The sequence below is a fragment of the Rhodococcus sp. EPR-157 genome, assembly GCF_001647195.1.
Lineage (GTDB): Bacteria > Actinomycetota > Actinomycetes > Mycobacteriales > Mycobacteriaceae > Rhodococcoides.
Genome location: NZ_LVCV01000327.1, coordinates 1 through 15,961, shown reverse-complemented (window position 1 = coordinate 15,961; position 15,961 = coordinate 1). Strand labels below are relative to the sequence as shown.

Here is a 15,961-nt window from a genome sequence, read left to right as displayed (position 1 = left end):
CCGTATCTGCAGCGCCAGTTTCGATCGATCACCTCCATCCCACTGTCGGCTACGTGCAACGCAGCCAGCGCTTCCCCTCGCGCCCCCAATTCCGAATTCGACTTCGACATCGTCGCCCCCTGCGGTCATCGGTTCGCCGACTGCCGAACCCAGATGCGACTGTGCACGTCCTCCGGAGCGGATTCCTCGCGAACCAGCAGGTCGACAATTGCCCTGTGCACAAAGAATGGACCTGTGGACAAACCAGACTGTGCGCCCGCCGAGAAGCCGAATGTGTCGGACCGATGTGCATTCGGCGGACACAACTGTGCCCCGGTCGCAAACAGGCTACGAGCCTGCGCGCCGGGGCACCGCTGATGTTCTACCGATCAGTGGATGTTCTACCGATCAGTGAGCAGCATCGTATGCGTTCTGCACTTCCTGGCTGATACGCCCACGTGCGCTCACGTCGTGCCCGTTCTCACGTGCCCAGGTCCGGATGTCCTGCAGATCCGCCTTACCGCGAGCCTGGCCGCTCGGCGCTTTGCGACCTCGACGGGCAGACACCTTTTCTGCGTGCTCGATCCAGAACGCAAGCTGCTCGTGCAATTCGTTCGCATGCTTCAGGTTCAGATCGATCCGGTACTGGTTGCCGCCTATACCGAATTCTATGGTTTCTCCCTGGCCGTCTTTGATGACGGAGCCGTCGACATCATCGATCATTTGGACGAGTGTCTTGCGCGCCATGTCCGAACCTCTAACAGTGAAGGGAATATGCTGATAAAGGCGTTTCTACCACTGAATACTGCCGAATACAAAAGATTCCTGAAATCCACAGTCGGATTTCAGGAATCAAGCGTCTCGAATCGGTCGCTTCTCGAACCCGAATCAATTGGAAAAGCAGTGCAGGTCAATGGATTTCAGCAAATCAATTCATCCAGTACCGTTCATTGCGTAAGTAAGGCCCAGACGACTTGCCCGACGACGAGGCACACTGTCGCAGCCCCGATCAACTGTGCGAACATCACCAGCTTCGTGCGGGACCGACGACGGCCGACGACGTACATCGCGGACGCAATGAGCAGCAACCATAGTGTCGGTGTCACGTGCGTCTTTACTCGGGGAGCCTGAGGTCGGGCTTTTCCAGCTCTTCGATGTTGACGTCCTTGAAGGTGATCACCCGAACGTGCTTCACGAAACGGGCGGGGCGGTACATGTCCCACACCCAGGAATCGGACATTCGCAGCTCGAAATAGATTTCTCCATCGGCATTGTGCGGGATCAGCTCTACCGAGTTCGCGAGATAAAAGCGACGCTCGGTCTCTACGACGTAGTTGAACTGGCCGACGATGTCTCGGTACTCCCGGTACAGCGAGAGTTCCATCTCGGTTTCGTACTTTTCGAGATCCTCGGCACTCATCGGTTTTCTCTCATCCTGTCCTCATAGCGTGAAAAGCAATCATCGCGCACTTGGCTCGTCGCAGTCCATTCGGCCCAGGGACGGGGCACTCTCTCGCAGCCGACTTCCGGCCGCGGAAACATTGGCGTACGACATTCGGTGCTCCTCGCACGGCCCAAGCTCCGCCAGCGCGGCTGCATGTGCCTTCGTGCTGTATCCCTTGTGGACAGCGAATCCATAGCCGGGAATGCGCCCATCCATCTCGACCATCACACGGTCGCGTGAGACTTTCGCCAGAACGCTGGCCGCAGCGATGCACGCCGCTGTAGCGTCACCGCCGATCACCGGCAGTGACGGCGCAGGGAGGCCGGGCACCCTGAAACCGTCGGTCAGCACGTAGCCAGGCGTCATTCCGAGACCGGCGACCGCGCGCCGCATTCCCTCGATATTGGCAACATGCACGCCGATTCGATCTACTTCCTCGGCTTCGATGAACACCACACACCATGCGCGTGCCCACCGCTTGATCTTCGGGAAGAGCTCCTCCCGACGCCTCTCGGTCAGCTTCTTGGAATCGTCGAGGTCGGCGAGCGAAGCGTACGGTTTGGGGCCCAACACGCAGGCCGCGACCGTCAACGGTCCGGCACACGCTCCTCGTCCGGCCTCGTCGACGCCGGCAACGGGTCCGAGGCCGTTTCGGTCGAGGGCAGATTCCATCGTCCGCAGGCCCGACGACCTGCGGATGACAGGCCGAGGCGGCCACGGCGGGCGGCCACGCACACGACTGCTGGTACCGGTCATCGCTGCGCCCCGGCTCACTGCCCCTGAATGTCCGGCGAATCGAGGGTGCCGAAGCGCGAGGGCGGCAGCGCGATGAGAAATGCCTTTCCGATGACATTGTCGACCGGGACGGTGCCCATCAGCTCGTCCGTCACATGAAACCGTGAGTCGGCCGAGTTGCTGCGGTTGTCGCCCATCACCCAGAGGTTCCCCTCGGGCACGGTGACGGCCGAGAAACACCGCCCGGATTTCAATTCGGTGTCACACGTCAGAACATCGGGAGTGAACGGAAAGTCCATCTGTATGTACGGCTCTTCGAGTGGCTTACCGTCCACGAGCACCCTGCCCTGCTCGTCGCAGCACTCGACAGTCTGTCCACCGGTGGCGATCACACGCTTGACCAAATCGTTCTCGTCGGGTGCAACGATTCCGATGAGAGAACCCACCTCCTGCGCACCGCGAACGACTGCATTCGACGATCGCGTGGACACGAACTCGCTGTTCCACGAGTCCGGGCCGCGGAACACCACGACGTCACCGGGCTGTGGATCTCCGAAGTGGTATCCGATCTTCTCCACCACTATCCGGTCACCCGTACATCCTGCACAGCCGTGCAGGGTCGGCTCCATCGACTCCGACGGAATGAGATAGACGCGGGCGATGAATGTCTGCAGAAGGAAGCTCAGGACCAGAGCAACCAGGATCAAGATGGGCAGCTCACGCCAGAAAGATCGGGGCTTCTTCTCACGACGCCTGGTCTCGACGTCCTCGCTGTGCGAGTCGGACCGGCCGTGAGGATCCTGCGGGGAATCTGACACCGCACCAGATTAGCCGCACGCTCTGGAACGACAAGCGCCGCACCGACCGTGACGGTCGATGCGGCGCTCGAGTTCTACGCTGGAGGTAACGCTGCTCTCAGCGCTTTTCCTTGATCTTGGCAGCCTTGCCACGCAGATCGCGAAGGTAGTAGAGCTTGGCGCGTCGGACGTCACCGCGGGTGAGGACGTCGACCTGCGCGATGTTCGGGCTGTGGACCGGGAAGGTGCGCTCGACACCGACACCGAACGAGACCTTGCGAACGGTGAAGGTCTCGCGGATGCCACCACCCTGGCGACGGATGACGACGCCCTTGAAGATCTGCACGCGCTCCTTCGAGCCTTCGATAACCTTGACGTGCACGTTGAGCGTGTCGCCGGGGCGGAAATCAGGAATGTCGCTGCGCAGCGACTGCTTGTCCAAGAAGTCCAGAGTGTTCATAGGTAGGGCCATCCTTGCGTTCTTCGCACGAGTAGAGGAACCGAGCGGCACCACGACTTCGTGGCACTCGGCTGGTTCGTACTCCGATTAGGTCTGTGCCTGGTACAGGCAACCTGTCCATCATGCCAGATCACCCGGCAGGTCGCGAAATCGCGTCGGTGGGCGGCGACGGGTCGGCAGGAGCCGGCGCCGCGTGGACAGTCCTGTCGAGTTCTTCCTCGGTGGCCGTCAGCACATGGTCGAGGCTCGGCTTGCCCGCAACGAGATCCTGAATGTAGACCTTGACTCGAATCGCGGGCCGTCTGATGGTTCGCTCACGCCGAAGCGCACGCTCCATCTTCTTCGGTCGTAGCGTGTACCGCCACCGCGCCCACGGCGCACCGGGCCGGCTCAGTCGCACAGCACCGACAACGAGAATCGGAGCGAAGAACAACCCGATCAACCCACTCCAGATCTTTCCTTTGAGCAGCACGACCGCACACAACCCCAGGTGACCGAACGCCAGTGCCACGAGCGCGAACCGCATCAGCGGATCCGGGTCACGCCTGATGTCGGTGACGTTCAGTAGCTCCAGCGGGTGGAAGCCGAGCAGGAGTAGTCCGGTCCCTGCGACGGCGACGAACACCGCATCGACCGATGTCCTCCCCTGCTCCGACCAGTAGACGTCCTTCAGGTAGAAGATCAGCGCAAATTCGTCCAGCACGAGTGCCGAGCCGATTCCGAAGAGCGCAGCGAGCACTGCACCGGTCTCCTGAGTCCCGTCTTCGAACACCGCGATGAGCGAAATACCGGAGACGAGCATCAACACGATTCCGAACACCACGTGGTGGATGTGCTGCCCACCCGGTGTGATGTTGCCCGGCCACCACTTCACCTGGGCCCGAATCATTCTGACGCTCAGACGTATCAGCAGGAAGCCTCCGAGGAACCCCAGTAGAAAGCACAGCAGAGGCAACCGTCCGTGCGCGATGATCTCGTGATCCAGCCATCTCACGCCGGCATCCAAACCTTTCCGACCCCGCCGATTCCAGTCGAACCCGAAGAGCTCCGAGCCTACTTGCCGAACCCTGCCTTCCGTAGCGCGTCGGCCATCGAACCGCCCGCGGGCGCGCTTGCCTGCTTGCCTCGATTGTCGCGGCCGGATCGGTTGTCGCCACGCGGCCCACTCTGCTGACGACGATTCTCGCCACCGGCGCGGGGCTTGTCCTTCGCAGTAGCACCCGGTTCGTCGTCGAGACGCAAGCTCAGCCCGATGCGCTGACGCGGGATGTCGACCTCCATCACCTTCACCTTGACGACATCACCGGACTTGACCACCTCGCGGGGATCCTTCACGAAGTTATGCGACATGGCCGACACGTGAACGAGGCCGTCTTGGTGCACACCGACATCGACGAATGCCCCGAAGGCAGCGACGTTGGTGACGACCCCCTCGAGCGTCATACCCGGAGACAGATCGGCGACCTTCTCGATTCCGGCCGCAAACGTGGCGGTCTTGAATTCCGGTCGCGGATCTCGACCCGGTTTCTCGAGCTCCGAGATGATGTCGGTGACAGTCGGAACGCCGAATCGGTCGTCGGCGAACTGCTCTGGCTTCAGCGACCGCAGCAACGAGCTGTTGCCGATCACCTCGCGTACGCCGACGCCGGCGGAGTCGACGATGCGCCGAACGACCGGATACGCCTCGGGGTGCACGCTCGATCGATCGAGCGGGTCCTCGCCGCCGGAGATACGAAGGAATCCCGCACACTGCTCGAACGCCTTCGGACCGAGTCGTGCCACGTCCTTGAGCTTGGTCCGGCTGGAGAACGGCCCGTGCTCGTCGCGATGCGCGACGATGCTCTCCGCCAGCGAGCCGGCGATGCCGGAGACCCTCGACAGCAGCGGGACGGACGCGGTGTTGACATCGACGCCGACAGCGTTCACAGCGTCTTCCACCACCGCACCGAGGGACCGAGCGAGCAAAGACTCCGAGATGTCGTGCTGGTACTGGCCGACTCCGATGGACTTCGGATCGATCTTGACCAGTTCGGCCAGCGGATCCTGGAGACGTCGTGCGATGGACACTGCGCCGCGGATCGAAACGTCGAGCTCGGGAAGCTCGCTCGACGCGTACGCCGACGCCGAGTACACCGATGCTCCTGCTTCGGACACGACGATCTTGGTCAAGCCCGCCGCCGGGTACTTCGCGATGAGTTCCGCAGCGAGCGAATCGGTCTCGCGCGAGGCCGTGCCGTTACCGATGGCGATGAGCTGCACCGAGTGCTTCGCCGCCAGCGCAGCCAGTGTTGCCAGCGCCTGGTCCCACTTACCCTGCGGCTTGTGTGGATAGATCGTGTCGTAGTCGACCACCTTGCCCGTCGAATCCACGATGGCGACCTTGGTTCCGGTGCGGAACCCAGGGTCCAGGCCCATCGTCGCGCGGTTCCCGGCGGGCGCAGCGAGAAGCAGGTCCTTCAGGTTCGAGGCGAATACGTCGACGGCATCCTTCTCGGCGGACTGGCGGAGCCTCATGCGAACGTCGATCGCCATCGTGACGAGGAGTTTGGTCCGCCACGCCCACCGAACTGTGTCCAGCAACCAACGGTCGGCCGGACGGCCACGGTCGGCGATGTCGAATTTCGCGGCGATACGACCCTCGTAGATCGTCGGAACTCCAGGAACCGGCTCGTCCTGATCGGGTTCGAGGCCCAAGGAGAGCACTTCTTCCTTCTCGCCGCGCAACGCCGCGAGGATGCGGTGCGACGGCAGGGATGTGAACGGTTCCGAGAATTCGAAGTAGTCGGCGAATTTGGCGCCCTCGTCCTCTTTGCCCTTACGGACCGTCGACGTCAGCTTTCCCCGCGTCCACATCAACTCACGCAGCTCCCCGACGAGGTCGGGATCTTCGGCGAAACGTTCGACGAGGATGGCGCGCGCACCGTCGAGCTGTTCGGTGTCGTAGGCGGCGGGATCGGTGTTCGGATCCGAGATCAGGGCGTCGGCGACAGGCTGGTGGCCCGCCTCGCGCGCGATCTGAGCCTTGGTTCGCCGCTTGGGCTTGAAGGGGAGGTAGATGTCCTCGACTCGCGCCTTGGTTTCGGCGAGCATGAGCGACTGCTCGAGTGCATCGTCGAGTTTGCCCTGGGCACGGATGGATTCGATCACGGCATCGCGCCGCTCGTCGAGTTCACGGAGGTAGCGCAACCGTTCCTCGAGGTGACGCAACTGAGCGTCATCGAGCATTCCGGTCACTTCTTTGCGGTACCGCGCGATGAAGGGGACCGTCGAACCGCTGTCGAGCAGATCCACGGCAGCAGCCACCTGGCCCTCGCGAACATCGAGTTCCTCGGCTATGCGCTTGTTCACAGTTTTCAGAGCACTCGTCACGGCGCACGACCCTACAGCTAGGCTGTGACACGAAGTTCGACGGACCAGAGTGGGAGACCTCGAAATGTCCAGGCCGATGCAAGTCCTGGCAGTTTCGTGTGCGGCCCTCGTCGCTGCGGTAGCAATTCTGTTCTCCGGATGTAGCGTTCCCGACGATTCCCCGAGCAGCATGACTGCCAGCACCACCGAGTCACCGTTTCCCGACACGGACACCGTCGCCGATCTCGACCTCGGCGCACGCATCCCAGAGGCTGTTGGATCGGCCGTCGGTCGCGGTGCGCAAGTAGACTTCGCCCTTCTCGACCGCCGGACCGGCGACTACTTCGCGAGCGGAGACACCGAGCAGGTCGAGACCGCATCGGTATCGAAACTCTTCATTGCCGACGATGTGCTGCGCGGCGCTGAGATAGCCGGGGTGCCGGTGTCCGCGGAGGACATGGAATCGATCGCGTCGATGCTGAGATCTTCGGACGACAACGCCGCGAACACTCTCTGGTACAAGTACGGTGGCATCGACATCATCAACCGCGTTACCGAGCGCTACGGCCTCACTGCTACGTCGCCCCCGTGGGACGGTCTCTGGTGGAACACCACGACCTCGGCGGCAGAACTCGTTGCGTATTACTCGAGACTGCTCGACGGCGTCGGCGGCCTGTCGCCTGCGTCGACGGCAACCATGATCGGCTTTCTGCGCGAGTCGAGCCCTGTTGCAACGGACGGATACGAGCAGCATTTCGGAATCGTCGACGGACTTCCCGCCGAACCCGTCCGCGCCGTCAAACAGGGCTGGATGTGCTGTATCGCCGATCGCTGGATACATCTGTCCACCGGAACGATCGGCGTCGACAACCGGTACATCGTCGCGTTGATCTCGCGCGAGGAGATTCACTACGAGGACGACATGGACAACTACCCGGACACAGCGGTGGTCGACGTGACCGATGACAGTAGCGCTCGGCACGCACGGGACACCCTGACGGGTTTCGTGAACATGCTGTTCCCGGATGGTCTGATCGACTAGTCCTGCAACAGATCCGGCCGTCGTTGCTCGGTACGTTCCAACGATTGTCGCGCGCGCCACGCTGCGATACGAGCGTGATCACCCGACAGGAGAACATCGGGGACGTCGAGCCCACGCCACGTCGCCGGACGGGTGTAACTCGGGCCTTCCAACAGCCCGTCGGAGAACGAGTCCTCTCGATGGGACTGCTGATTGCCGAGAACCCCTGGCAGAAGTCGGACGACCGCCTCGGTCATGACGAGCACGGCGGCCTCGCCGCCGATCAGAACGTAGTCGCCGATGCTGACTTCCTCGACCCGGACACGGGTTGCCGCGTCGTCGAACACACGCTGGTCGATTCCTTCGTACCGACCGCAGGCGAACACCAGATGCTCCTCGCGCGACCATCTTTCAGCCACACGCTGGGTGAACGGCACGCCTGCAGGGGTGGGTACCACCAGCAGCGAGTCGGCGGTGAGGACATCGTCGAGCGCATCGCCCCACACCGTCGGCTTCATCACCATGCCGGGTCCACCGCCGTACGGGGAATCGTCGACAGCCTTGTGTACGTCGTGGGTCCACGAACGTAGATCGTGGATGCCGAGCGATACCAGACCCTTGTCGATTGCCTTGCCTAGCAACGCAGTGCGCAGTGGGGCGAGATATTCCGGAAAGATCGTGACTACATCGAGTTTCACGTGCGTCTACTCCGGGTCCAGCAGACCTTCGGGCGGATCGATGACAACGACGCCGTCAGCCAGTGCCACCGAGGTGACAATGGCTGCGACGAACGGAACGAGGATTTCCGTACGGGACCCATCGGTGGGCCGAATCGACAGCAACTCCCCCGCTGCAGAATGGAGAACCTCGCGAACTACGCCGACGTCGGTGCCGTCCAGCAACCGAACCTTCAGGCCTTCCAGTTCGTGATCGTAGAACTCGTCCGGATCCTCCGACGGAGGTAGATCATCCGATTCGACGACGAACAGTGTGCCGCGCAACGCATCGGCCTCGGCACGGTCGTCGATTCCCTTCAGGCGCAGCAGAAGCCGCCCGGAGTGGTCCCGGGCGGCTTCTACCGTGTACGAGACGGTGTCGGTCTGCGTCCGAGGCTTGCGTCCACGAAGGACAGCTCCGACAGCAAAACGCTGTTCGGGGTCGTCGGTGCGAACATCGACGACGACTTCACCTTTGACGCCGTGTGACTTCGCCACACGGCCGACAACGAGCTCCATGTACTTCTCTACTGATCGGTGTCGACGACGTCGACGCGAATTCCGCGTCCGCCGATTCCGGAAACGAGCGTGCGCAACGCGGTTGCCGTGCGGCCTCCGCGGCCGATCACCTTGCCGAGGTCGTCGGGATGCACGTGCACCTCGACGGTGCGCCCACGGCGTCCGGTGATCAGTTCGACGCGAACGTCGTCAGGATTGGCGACGATACCGCGAACGAGATGTTCGACGGCGTCGGCGACAACGGCACTCACTTCTCAGCAGCCTCGGCGGCCGGCGTCTCTGCCGTCTCGGTAGCAGCGGCGTCGTCGGCCTTTGCAGCGTCATCGGCCTTTGCAGCGTCGTCGGCCTTGGGAGCCTTCTTCTTCTTCGCCGTGGTGGCGTCACCGAGCGGTTCGGCGTCGGCCTGAGCCAGCGCGGCGTTGAAGAGATCGAGCTTCGAGGGCTTTGCCTCGGCGACACGCAAGGTGCCTTCCGAACCCGGCAGACCCTTGTACTTCTGCCAGTCACCGGTGATCTTGAGCAGTGCCTCGACCGGCTCGGTCGGCTGCGCGCCGACGTTCAGCCAGTACTGAGCGCGCTCGGAGTCGATGTCGATGATGCTCGGGTCCTGCTTGGGCTCGTACTTGCCGATGGTCTCGATCGCACGGCCGTTACGGCGGGTGCGAGAGTCGGCGATGACGATGCGGTAGTGCGGTGTGCGGATCTTACCGATGCGCATGAGCTTGATCTTGACAGCCATGAAAAGTGAAGCCTTTCGAGTTGGTCACGTCGCAATTCTGCGGTGCGCGTGGACTGCGCACCCGGTTTTGCGTTGATGGGTGTTGTGACCGCCGTTCGGTACGTAACCGGTGGACGGGCGAACAGCGTCCCATTGTGCCAGACGATCGATACCGACAGTTAATCGGATGTCACGACACCAGCAGGACAGCGAGCGCCGGCAAGGTGTTGTTGACCGAATGCGCAACGGTGGACGACGCAACCGATCCTGACCGCATCCGGGCGATCCCGATGGCCAGCCCGCCCCATAGGAGCACCGCGAACCGCCACCCTTCGCGGTGCCAGAGTGCGAACAGGACTGCGGTCACGACCAGCACGACCCATTTGTTGCCCAACCATGCGAACCGTGTCGGCCGGAGTGACGTCGCTCGACGTTCGAGCGCGCCCCACACCATGCCGCGAAACATGATCTCCTCGCAGAACGGAGCGCCGAGCCAGATCCAGAGTGCGAGAACGATCTTCCACGGCAGTGGGATGCCGAACAGACCAGCGAGCGGCGCTCGGTCATCGAGATCCGTCTGCGCGAGCACGACGAGCGCGAGAACGATACCGCCGCCGAGTGCGACCGCGCCCCAGGCGAACCCCGATTTGAGTTGACTGCCGAATTCCGTCGACGACGTCGGTAGGCCGAAATCCACGACGGGGCCGTTGCCTCGATAGAAGCTGAACAGCATGGACACAAGCATCGCGACCAGGCTCGGCATCATGATCGCCAGCACGTAGACGCCGGCGATATCGGTGTCCACAACGAGTGGCAACACGAGGAATCCTGCGAGGTTGAGCAGCAGCACGGCCCCAGCCGCAGGGATCCCCCACCGCTGCCCTGGACGACGCCGGGACGCGGCGACCTCGGCGCGCCAGTACCCGTCGGACAGACCCGACGTCGGGTGATGCACCGGGTTCATGGGCGCCATCCCGGCCCAACTCGGCGGTTGTTCCTGGTCAGGCGAGTCCGACGACGTCATCGCGTCCGTCGCGGCACACCGCGCAGCACGATCACATCGGGCGTGGACAGAACGTCGGGGCCGGTGCGGGGATCGACGGAGTAGATCAGAAGGTCTGCCGGGGCGCCGTGCTCGATTCCTGGCCACCCCAGCCAGGATCGTGCGCTCCAGCTCGCTGCACCGAGCGCCTCCGTCGCGTTCATCCCGATCCGGGTGAGTGCGTCGACCTCGTCGGCGATGCGACCGTGACGGATCGATCCACCTGCATCGGTCCCGGCATAGATGGGCACCCCTGCGTCGTGCGCCCGCCCGATGGTCTCGGCAACCCTGGCGTGCAACTCCCGCATGTGCCGGGCGTACACCGGATACTTCGTCGCCGACGCCGCAATGTCGGGGAATGTCTCGATGTTGATGAGCGTCGGAACCAGCGCAGTACCGTGCGAGACCATCATCGTGATGGTCTCGTCGGTCAGTCCCGTGCCGTGCTCGATGCAGTCGATACCTGCTTCGATCAACCCGGGCAGCGCGTCCTCGCCGAACACATGGGCGGTGACCCGCGCCCCTTCGGCATGGGCCGCATCGATCGCGGTCCGCAGGATTTTGTCGTCCCAGAGCGGTCGCAGGTCGCCCACTCTGCGATCGATCCAGTCACCGACGAGCTTGACCCAGCCGTCACCCATACGCGCCTGCTGTGCAACAGCGTCCGGCAGTTGCGACTCGTCCTCGATGTCGATGGCGAGTCCAGGGATGTACCGCTTGGGCGAGGCGATGTGCCGGCCGGCTCTGATGATCCGCGGAAGATCCGGGTGATCGTCTAGTTCGCGTGTGTCGACGGGCGATCCGGCGTCACGCAGCAGTAGCGCCCCGACGTCGCGTTCGATCTCGGCTTGCGCGATGGCACCGGACAGATCCTCGTGACCGCCACCGTATTTGATGCCGACGTGGCAATGCGCGTCCACCAGTCCCGGGAGGATCCAACCGTCCTCGGCCACGACCTCGGCACCGGGCACGGGTTCGAGCGAGATGAGGCCATCCCGTATCCACAGTTCGACGGGGCTGCCCGAGGGCAGGACTCGGCCCCGGATCAGGTAGGAGTCCGCCACGTGGCCTACTTCTTCGGCAACTTCAGCTGAGACAGGTCGATGCCTTCGAGCCCGGGCGGCATCTGATCGAGACCCTTCGGCATTCCGGACAGGTCCGGCATCCCTGCTGGCATGCCACCGGGCATACCCGGGAAGCCTCCGCGGATCTTGGGCTGCGTCGGGCCGCGACCGCCCTTCTTGCCCTTCTTGCCCTTCTTGCTGCGAACCTGCTTGCGTGCGCCGGGCATTCCCATGCGGCCGGCCATCGCAGACATCATCTTGCGAGCCTCGAAGAAGCGGTCGACGAGTTGGTTGACGTCGGAGACCTTCACACCGGATCCGTTGGCGATGCGCAAGCGCCGCGACGCATTGATGATCTTGGGATCGGTACGCTCCTGCGGCGTCATACCGCGGATGATGGCCTGAACCCGGTCGAGCTGCTTCTCGTCGACGTTGGCCAGTTCCTTCATCTGTCCTGCACCGGGCAGCATGCCCAACAGATTGCCGATCGGCCCCATCTTTCGAACGGCCATCATCTGCTCGAGGAAGTCGTCGAGGGTGAGTTGGCCGGAGCCGATCTTGTTGGCGGTGGCCTCGGCCTGCTCGGCGTCGAAGTGCTGCTCGGCCTGCTCGATGAGGCTGAGTACGTCACCCATTCCGAGGATGCGGCTGGCCATACGGTCGGGGTGGAAGACATCGAAGTCTTCCAGCTTCTCACCGGTCGACGCGAACATGATCGGCGCACCGGTGACTTCACGGACGCTCAATGCGGCGCCACCACGCGCGTCACCGTCGAGCTTGGTCAGTACGACGCCGGTGAAGCCGACGCCGTCACGGAAGGCCTGCGCTGTACTGACAGCATCCTGGCCGACCATCGCGTCGAGTACGAACAGGGTTTCGTCGGGTTCCACCGCGTCGCGGATACCCGCGGCCTGATTCATCAGCTCGGTGTCGATGCCGAGTCGACCGGCCGTGTCGACGATGACGATGTCGAACTGCTTGCTGCGGGCTTCTGCGACACCGGCGCGCGCGACCTCGACCGGATCCGCAGCCGAGACACCGAGCGCGTTCTCGCCCCCGCCGATGGATGTCCCCGGATGCGGCGCGAATACCGTTGCGCCTGCACGCTCTCCGACGATCTGCAGCTGACTGACCGCCCCTGGGCGCTGTAGGTCGCAGGCAACGAGCAGCGGCGTATGACCTTGATCGCGCAGCCACTTGGCGAGCTTTCCTGCCAGGGTGGTTTTACCCGATCCCTGCAATCCCGCAAGCATGATCACGGTGGGAGGCGTCTTGGCGAACGTCAGCCGCCTGGTCTCGCCACCGAGAATTCCCACGAGCTCTTCGTTGACGATCTTGACGACTTGCTGAGCGGGATTGAGGGCCCCGGAGACCTCGGCGCCCTTCGCCCTGGTCTTGATGCGCGTGATGAACTCGCGGACGACCGGCAGCGCCACGTCCGCCTCGAGCAATGCGAGTCTGATCTCGCGGGCCGTGGCATCTATGTCGGCACCGGAGAGACGGCCCTTGCCCCGCAGGTCCTTGAGGGTTCCGGTCAACCTGTCGGAAAGGGATTCGAACACCGATTGCACTCCTGAGCCGATAGAGAGTCGAGCCTGTTGGTAAAGCGGAACTTCGGCTCCAGACTAGCGCCCGACGGGTCCGCGCGTGGACAGCGAGGCCCTCCTCAGGCGTTGCGCGCTGCGTCGCTCCACGTGACGGCCGCGCCCCGCGTCGCCAGCCACTCGGTTGGGTCGACCTTCACACCCGAGACATCGTGCACCTCGAAGTGCAGGTGCGGGCCGGTCGACTGGCCGCGGTTGCCGACCGTTGCGATCTGCTGGCCCGCTGTGACGTGCTGCCCCGGCGCCACCGAGAAAGAATCGATGTGTCCGTAGACCGTCTCGGTGCCGTCGGTGTGCAGGACCTTCACCCACAGACCGAAGCCGGACGCAGGCCCTGCGGCCGTGACCTGGCCATCGGCCGCGGCAAGGACCGGGGTACCGATCGGCGCAGCGATGTCGGTGCCACCGTGGTGGGTACCCCAGCGCTGACCGAAACTGGAAGTGAGAACACCTGATACCGGCTGGACGGCCGTGGCCCCGAGAGGCTTCAGCCCTTGCAGGAGATCCTGGGCTGCGGCGCCGACGTCGGGAAGTCCGAAAGCGGCCAGTTCAGGAGTGTTGGGAATCTCGACGCCCGGAGGCAGCTCGAAGTTTTCGGGGAGCGTGATGCCGGCCGGCAGTTCGAATCCGGCAGGGAGCAAGTTCTGGGGAAGCTCGAACGGCAATCCTGCGGCGGGTGCCGCCGGCGGCGGTACCGGCGCCGCCGCGGCGGTGCCGGTACCGATCTGCGCTGCGCCTGCAACGATCGCTCCGGTGGCCGCCACGATCGTGGCGGTCTTCATCCCCGAGTCTCTGGAGGACTCCTTGGCCCGGTGACGTCCGCGCGGAGCGTTCGTATCCGGAGCGTTCGTAGCCGGTGCAGCCGGAACTTCGTTGTTCGAGCGGCGGTGGGCTCCCACAGTTAGTACCTCATCAGTCGTCGGCGAGGCTTCTGTGACGGCCTGCGTACAGGCGTTCCAGAACCGTTGCGCTCTCGTTCATGCATGTCTCGGTGGCGAGCAACATAACAAAATGATCTCGCCCGAAGACACCGTAACCGAATCTTTATGAAAACTCACATACATGACCGGTCCGGCACGGTGAACGACGACCTCGCTACGTTCCGTCGGGCTTCTCCGGCGGTTTCGGAGGTTCGGGGGCTGGTACGACCGCAAGGATCGCCCGCTCGATTTCCTCGCGGGTCGCGCGACTGTCCGAACCGCGCAGATCGAGGCAGAACGCATCCACTACCGAGGTGCCGAGTGTTGCGACACGAGCCCATCGAACATCGGCACCGAGCGACTCCAACGCCGTCGCCAGACGGCACAGGAGCCCGAGACGGTCTTCCGCGCGCAGTTCGAGCACGACCTGCCCCGGATCCGTTCCGTCGAACCACAGCACCCGAGGCGGAGCTTGCGCGTACACGACAGGAACCGAGGAATCGGTCTCGTCGTCCAGCGGCACCGGCAATGCGTCCTGCTCCTTGGCGTCGAGCATCGCCACGAGATCGAGTTCTCCCGCCTGAGCGCGGATGATTTCCTGTCGCAGCAGACCGGCCTGCGGCGGGGCCCCGAACAGTGGCGCGACGGCGAAGGAGTTCACCGCCGAACCATCGTGACTGCCGAGGGACGCGGACAACACTCGCAGCGAATGCAACGCGAGGACGCCCGCCGCATCGGAGAGCAGCCCACGGGTATCCGGCGCGACCACGGTCACCACGTACGTGTGGGAGCCATCCGTCGGTTGAAGGTCGACGTGGACGCCACCCTTCTCGGCGAGAGCCACGTGCGCCGGATCGAGCGGATCGGGCGTCGGCAGTGTCTCCCCCGCCATCACCATGCGGCACCGTCTGACCAACTCCCGAATCAGCGACGCCTTCCAATCACCCCACACCCCCGGCCCGGTGGCCAAGGAATCGGCTTCGGCAAGCGCGTGGAGGAGTTCGAGCAACACCGAATCGGCGCCGAGCGTGTCGACGACGGTCTCCACGGTCACCGGATCATCCAGGTCTCGCCTCGTCGCGGTGTCCGGCAACAGCAGGTGATGCCGAACCATCGCGCTGAGCAGCGCGACATCGGAGGGCCACAGACCCAACCGGTTACCGATCTGTGTTGCCAGCTCGGCGCCGACAACACTGTGGTCGCCCCCTCGACCCTTCCCGATGTCGTGAATGAGAGCTCCGAGCACAAGGAGATCCGGCCGCGCGACGCGAGTGGTCAACGCAGATGCATAGGCCGCCGTCTCGACGAGATGCCGATCCACCGTCCACGTGTGGACGGCGTCGCGTGGCGGTAGATCGCGCACCGCGCCCCACTCGGGGATCAGTCGACCCCACAGACCGGTTCGATCAAGCGCTTCGACAGCTGCGATGGCGCGCCGTCCCGACCCGAGCAGGACGAGCAAGTCGTTCAGTGCTTCCTTCGGCCATGGTTCGCGCAGCTCCGGTGCACTGTCCGACAGTCGGTTCAGAGTCGACGCCGACATCGGCATGCCGGTCTGAGCCGACGCAGCAGCGACTCTCATGATCAGACCGGG

General features: G+C 63.7%; 18 protein-coding genes and 1 pseudogene. 1 reads left to right on the top strand and 18 read right to left on the bottom strand.

Annotated elements, in window-relative coordinates:
- From A2J03_RS32075 to A2J03_RS15130, 9 genes and pseudogenes are all read right to left on the bottom strand, one after another.
- A pseudogene (locus A2J03_RS32075) lies at positions 1–110 on the bottom strand (YraN family protein); the annotation flags it as partial.
- A gap of 277 nt (positions 111–387) precedes the next feature.
- Positions 388–726, bottom strand: coding sequence for a histone-like nucleoid-structuring protein Lsr2 (locus A2J03_RS15160; protein ID WP_068375455.1), 339 nt, complete (start codon positions 724–726; stop codon positions 388–390).
- A gap of 200 nt (positions 727–926) precedes the next feature.
- Entirely contained in the window at positions 927–1,085 is a 159-nt protein-coding gene (locus A2J03_RS31120; protein WP_197480789.1) for a hypothetical protein, read from the bottom strand.
- 8 nt (positions 1,086–1,093) lie between these two features.
- Complete coding sequence (locus A2J03_RS15155; protein WP_068375452.1) at positions 1,094–1,399, bottom strand: DUF2469 domain-containing protein; 306 nt, start codon at positions 1,397–1,399, stop codon at positions 1,094–1,096.
- Positions 1,400–1,438: 39 nt separating this feature from the next.
- Positions 1,439–2,179 carry a ribonuclease HII gene (locus A2J03_RS15150; protein ID WP_082897851.1) on the bottom strand — a complete coding sequence of 247 codons (741 nt, stop codon included), beginning with the start codon at positions 2,177–2,179 and terminating at the stop codon, positions 1,439–1,441.
- 14 nt (positions 2,180–2,193) lie between these two features.
- Positions 2,194–2,976 carry a signal peptidase I gene (lepB, locus tag A2J03_RS15145; RefSeq protein WP_068375446.1) on the bottom strand — a complete coding sequence of 261 codons (783 nt, stop codon included), beginning with the start codon at positions 2,974–2,976 and terminating at the stop codon, positions 2,194–2,196.
- Positions 2,977–3,073: 97 nt separating this feature from the next.
- Positions 3,074–3,415: a 50S ribosomal protein L19 gene (gene rplS / locus A2J03_RS15140; protein ID WP_068375443.1), complete on the bottom strand. Its 342-nt coding sequence runs from the start codon at positions 3,413–3,415 to the stop codon at positions 3,074–3,076.
- A gap of 130 nt (positions 3,416–3,545) precedes the next feature.
- A complete protein-coding gene (locus A2J03_RS15135) occupies positions 3,546–4,400 on the bottom strand; it encodes a hypothetical protein (protein ID WP_068375460.1) in 855 nt (284 codons plus the stop codon).
- Positions 4,401–4,468: 68 nt separating this feature from the next.
- A complete protein-coding gene (locus A2J03_RS15130; RefSeq protein ID WP_068375440.1) occupies positions 4,469–6,784 on the bottom strand; it encodes a Tex family protein in 2,316 nt (771 codons plus the stop codon).
- Between the two features lie 64 nt (positions 6,785–6,848).
- Between A2J03_RS15130 and A2J03_RS15125 the strand changes: the two genes are divergently transcribed.
- The gene (locus A2J03_RS15125; protein ID WP_231912547.1) at positions 6,849–7,805 is read left to right on the top strand and encodes a serine hydrolase; all 957 of its coding nucleotides are present in this window, start codon (positions 6,849–6,851) and stop codon (positions 7,803–7,805) included.
- Here the strand turns inward: A2J03_RS15125 and trmD are convergent.
- From trmD to A2J03_RS15080, 9 genes are all read right to left on the bottom strand, one after another.
- Entirely contained in the window at positions 7,802–8,482 is a 681-nt protein-coding gene (trmD, locus tag A2J03_RS15120) for a tRNA (guanosine(37)-N1)-methyltransferase TrmD (protein WP_068375434.1), read from the bottom strand. The genes A2J03_RS15125 and trmD overlap by 4 nt on opposite strands.
- A gap of 6 nt (positions 8,483–8,488) precedes the next feature.
- On the bottom strand, positions 8,489–9,019 hold the full coding sequence (gene rimM, locus A2J03_RS15115) for a ribosome maturation factor RimM (protein WP_068375430.1): 531 nt from the start codon (positions 9,017–9,019) through the stop codon (positions 8,489–8,491).
- A gap of 8 nt (positions 9,020–9,027) precedes the next feature.
- A complete protein-coding gene (locus tag A2J03_RS15110) occupies positions 9,028–9,270 on the bottom strand; it encodes an RNA-binding protein (RefSeq protein WP_003939023.1) in 243 nt (80 codons plus the stop codon).
- Positions 9,267–9,758 carry a 30S ribosomal protein S16 gene (gene rpsP / locus A2J03_RS15105; protein ID WP_068375428.1) on the bottom strand — a complete coding sequence of 164 codons (492 nt, stop codon included), beginning with the start codon at positions 9,756–9,758 and terminating at the stop codon, positions 9,267–9,269. The genes A2J03_RS15110 and rpsP overlap by 4 nt, the downstream gene beginning before the upstream one ends.
- Positions 9,759–9,927: 169 nt before the next feature.
- Positions 9,928–10,761: a CPBP family intramembrane glutamic endopeptidase gene (locus tag A2J03_RS15100; RefSeq protein WP_068375424.1), complete on the bottom strand. Its 834-nt coding sequence runs from the start codon at positions 10,759–10,761 to the stop codon at positions 9,928–9,930.
- On the bottom strand, positions 10,758–11,843 hold the full coding sequence (locus tag A2J03_RS15095) for an amidohydrolase family protein (protein ID WP_068375421.1): 1,086 nt from the start codon (positions 11,841–11,843) through the stop codon (positions 10,758–10,760). Before A2J03_RS15095 ends, A2J03_RS15100 begins: the two co-directional genes overlap by 4 nt.
- 5 nt (positions 11,844–11,848) lie before the next feature.
- Positions 11,849–13,405 carry a signal recognition particle protein gene (gene ffh / locus A2J03_RS15090; protein ID WP_068375458.1) on the bottom strand — a complete coding sequence of 519 codons (1,557 nt, stop codon included), beginning with the start codon at positions 13,403–13,405 and terminating at the stop codon, positions 11,849–11,851.
- 104 nt (positions 13,406–13,509) lie between these two features.
- Positions 13,510–14,346, bottom strand: a complete 837-nt coding sequence (locus A2J03_RS15085; protein WP_068375418.1) for a M23 family metallopeptidase — start codon at positions 14,344–14,346, stop codon at positions 13,510–13,512.
- Positions 14,347–14,542: 196 nt separating this feature from the next.
- Positions 14,543–15,961 (bottom strand): [protein-PII] uridylyltransferase (locus A2J03_RS15080; protein ID WP_082897849.1); only part of this gene is annotated, 1,419 nt, incomplete at its 5' end.

Bases quoted from the DNA above. Each gene is read 5' to 3' on its own strand.
- A2J03_RS15160 (WP_068375455.1), bottom strand. From the start codon at position 726: ATGGCGCGCAAGACACTCGTCCAAATGATCGATGATGTCGACGGCTCC.
- A2J03_RS15155 (WP_068375452.1), bottom strand. From the start codon at position 1,399: ATGAGTGCCGAGGATCTCGAAAAGTACGAAACCGAGATGGAACTCTCG.
- A2J03_RS15150 (WP_082897851.1), bottom strand. From the start codon at position 2,179: ATGACCGGTACCAGCAGTCGTGTGCGTGGCCGCCCGCCGTGGCCGCCT.
- rplS (WP_068375443.1), bottom strand. From the start codon at position 3,415: ATGAACACTCTGGACTTCTTGGACAAGCAGTCGCTGCGCAGCGACATT.
- A2J03_RS15125 (WP_231912547.1), top strand. From the start codon at position 6,849: ATGTCCAGGCCGATGCAAGTCCTGGCAGTTTCGTGTGCGGCCCTCGTC.
- rimM (WP_068375430.1), bottom strand. From the start codon at position 9,019: ATGGAGCTCGTTGTCGGCCGTGTGGCGAAGTCACACGGCGTCAAAGGT.
- rpsP (WP_068375428.1), bottom strand. From the start codon at position 9,758: ATGGCTGTCAAGATCAAGCTCATGCGCATCGGTAAGATCCGCACACCG.
- A2J03_RS15100 (WP_068375424.1), bottom strand. From the start codon at position 10,761: ATGACGTCGTCGGACTCGCCTGACCAGGAACAACCGCCGAGTTGGGCC.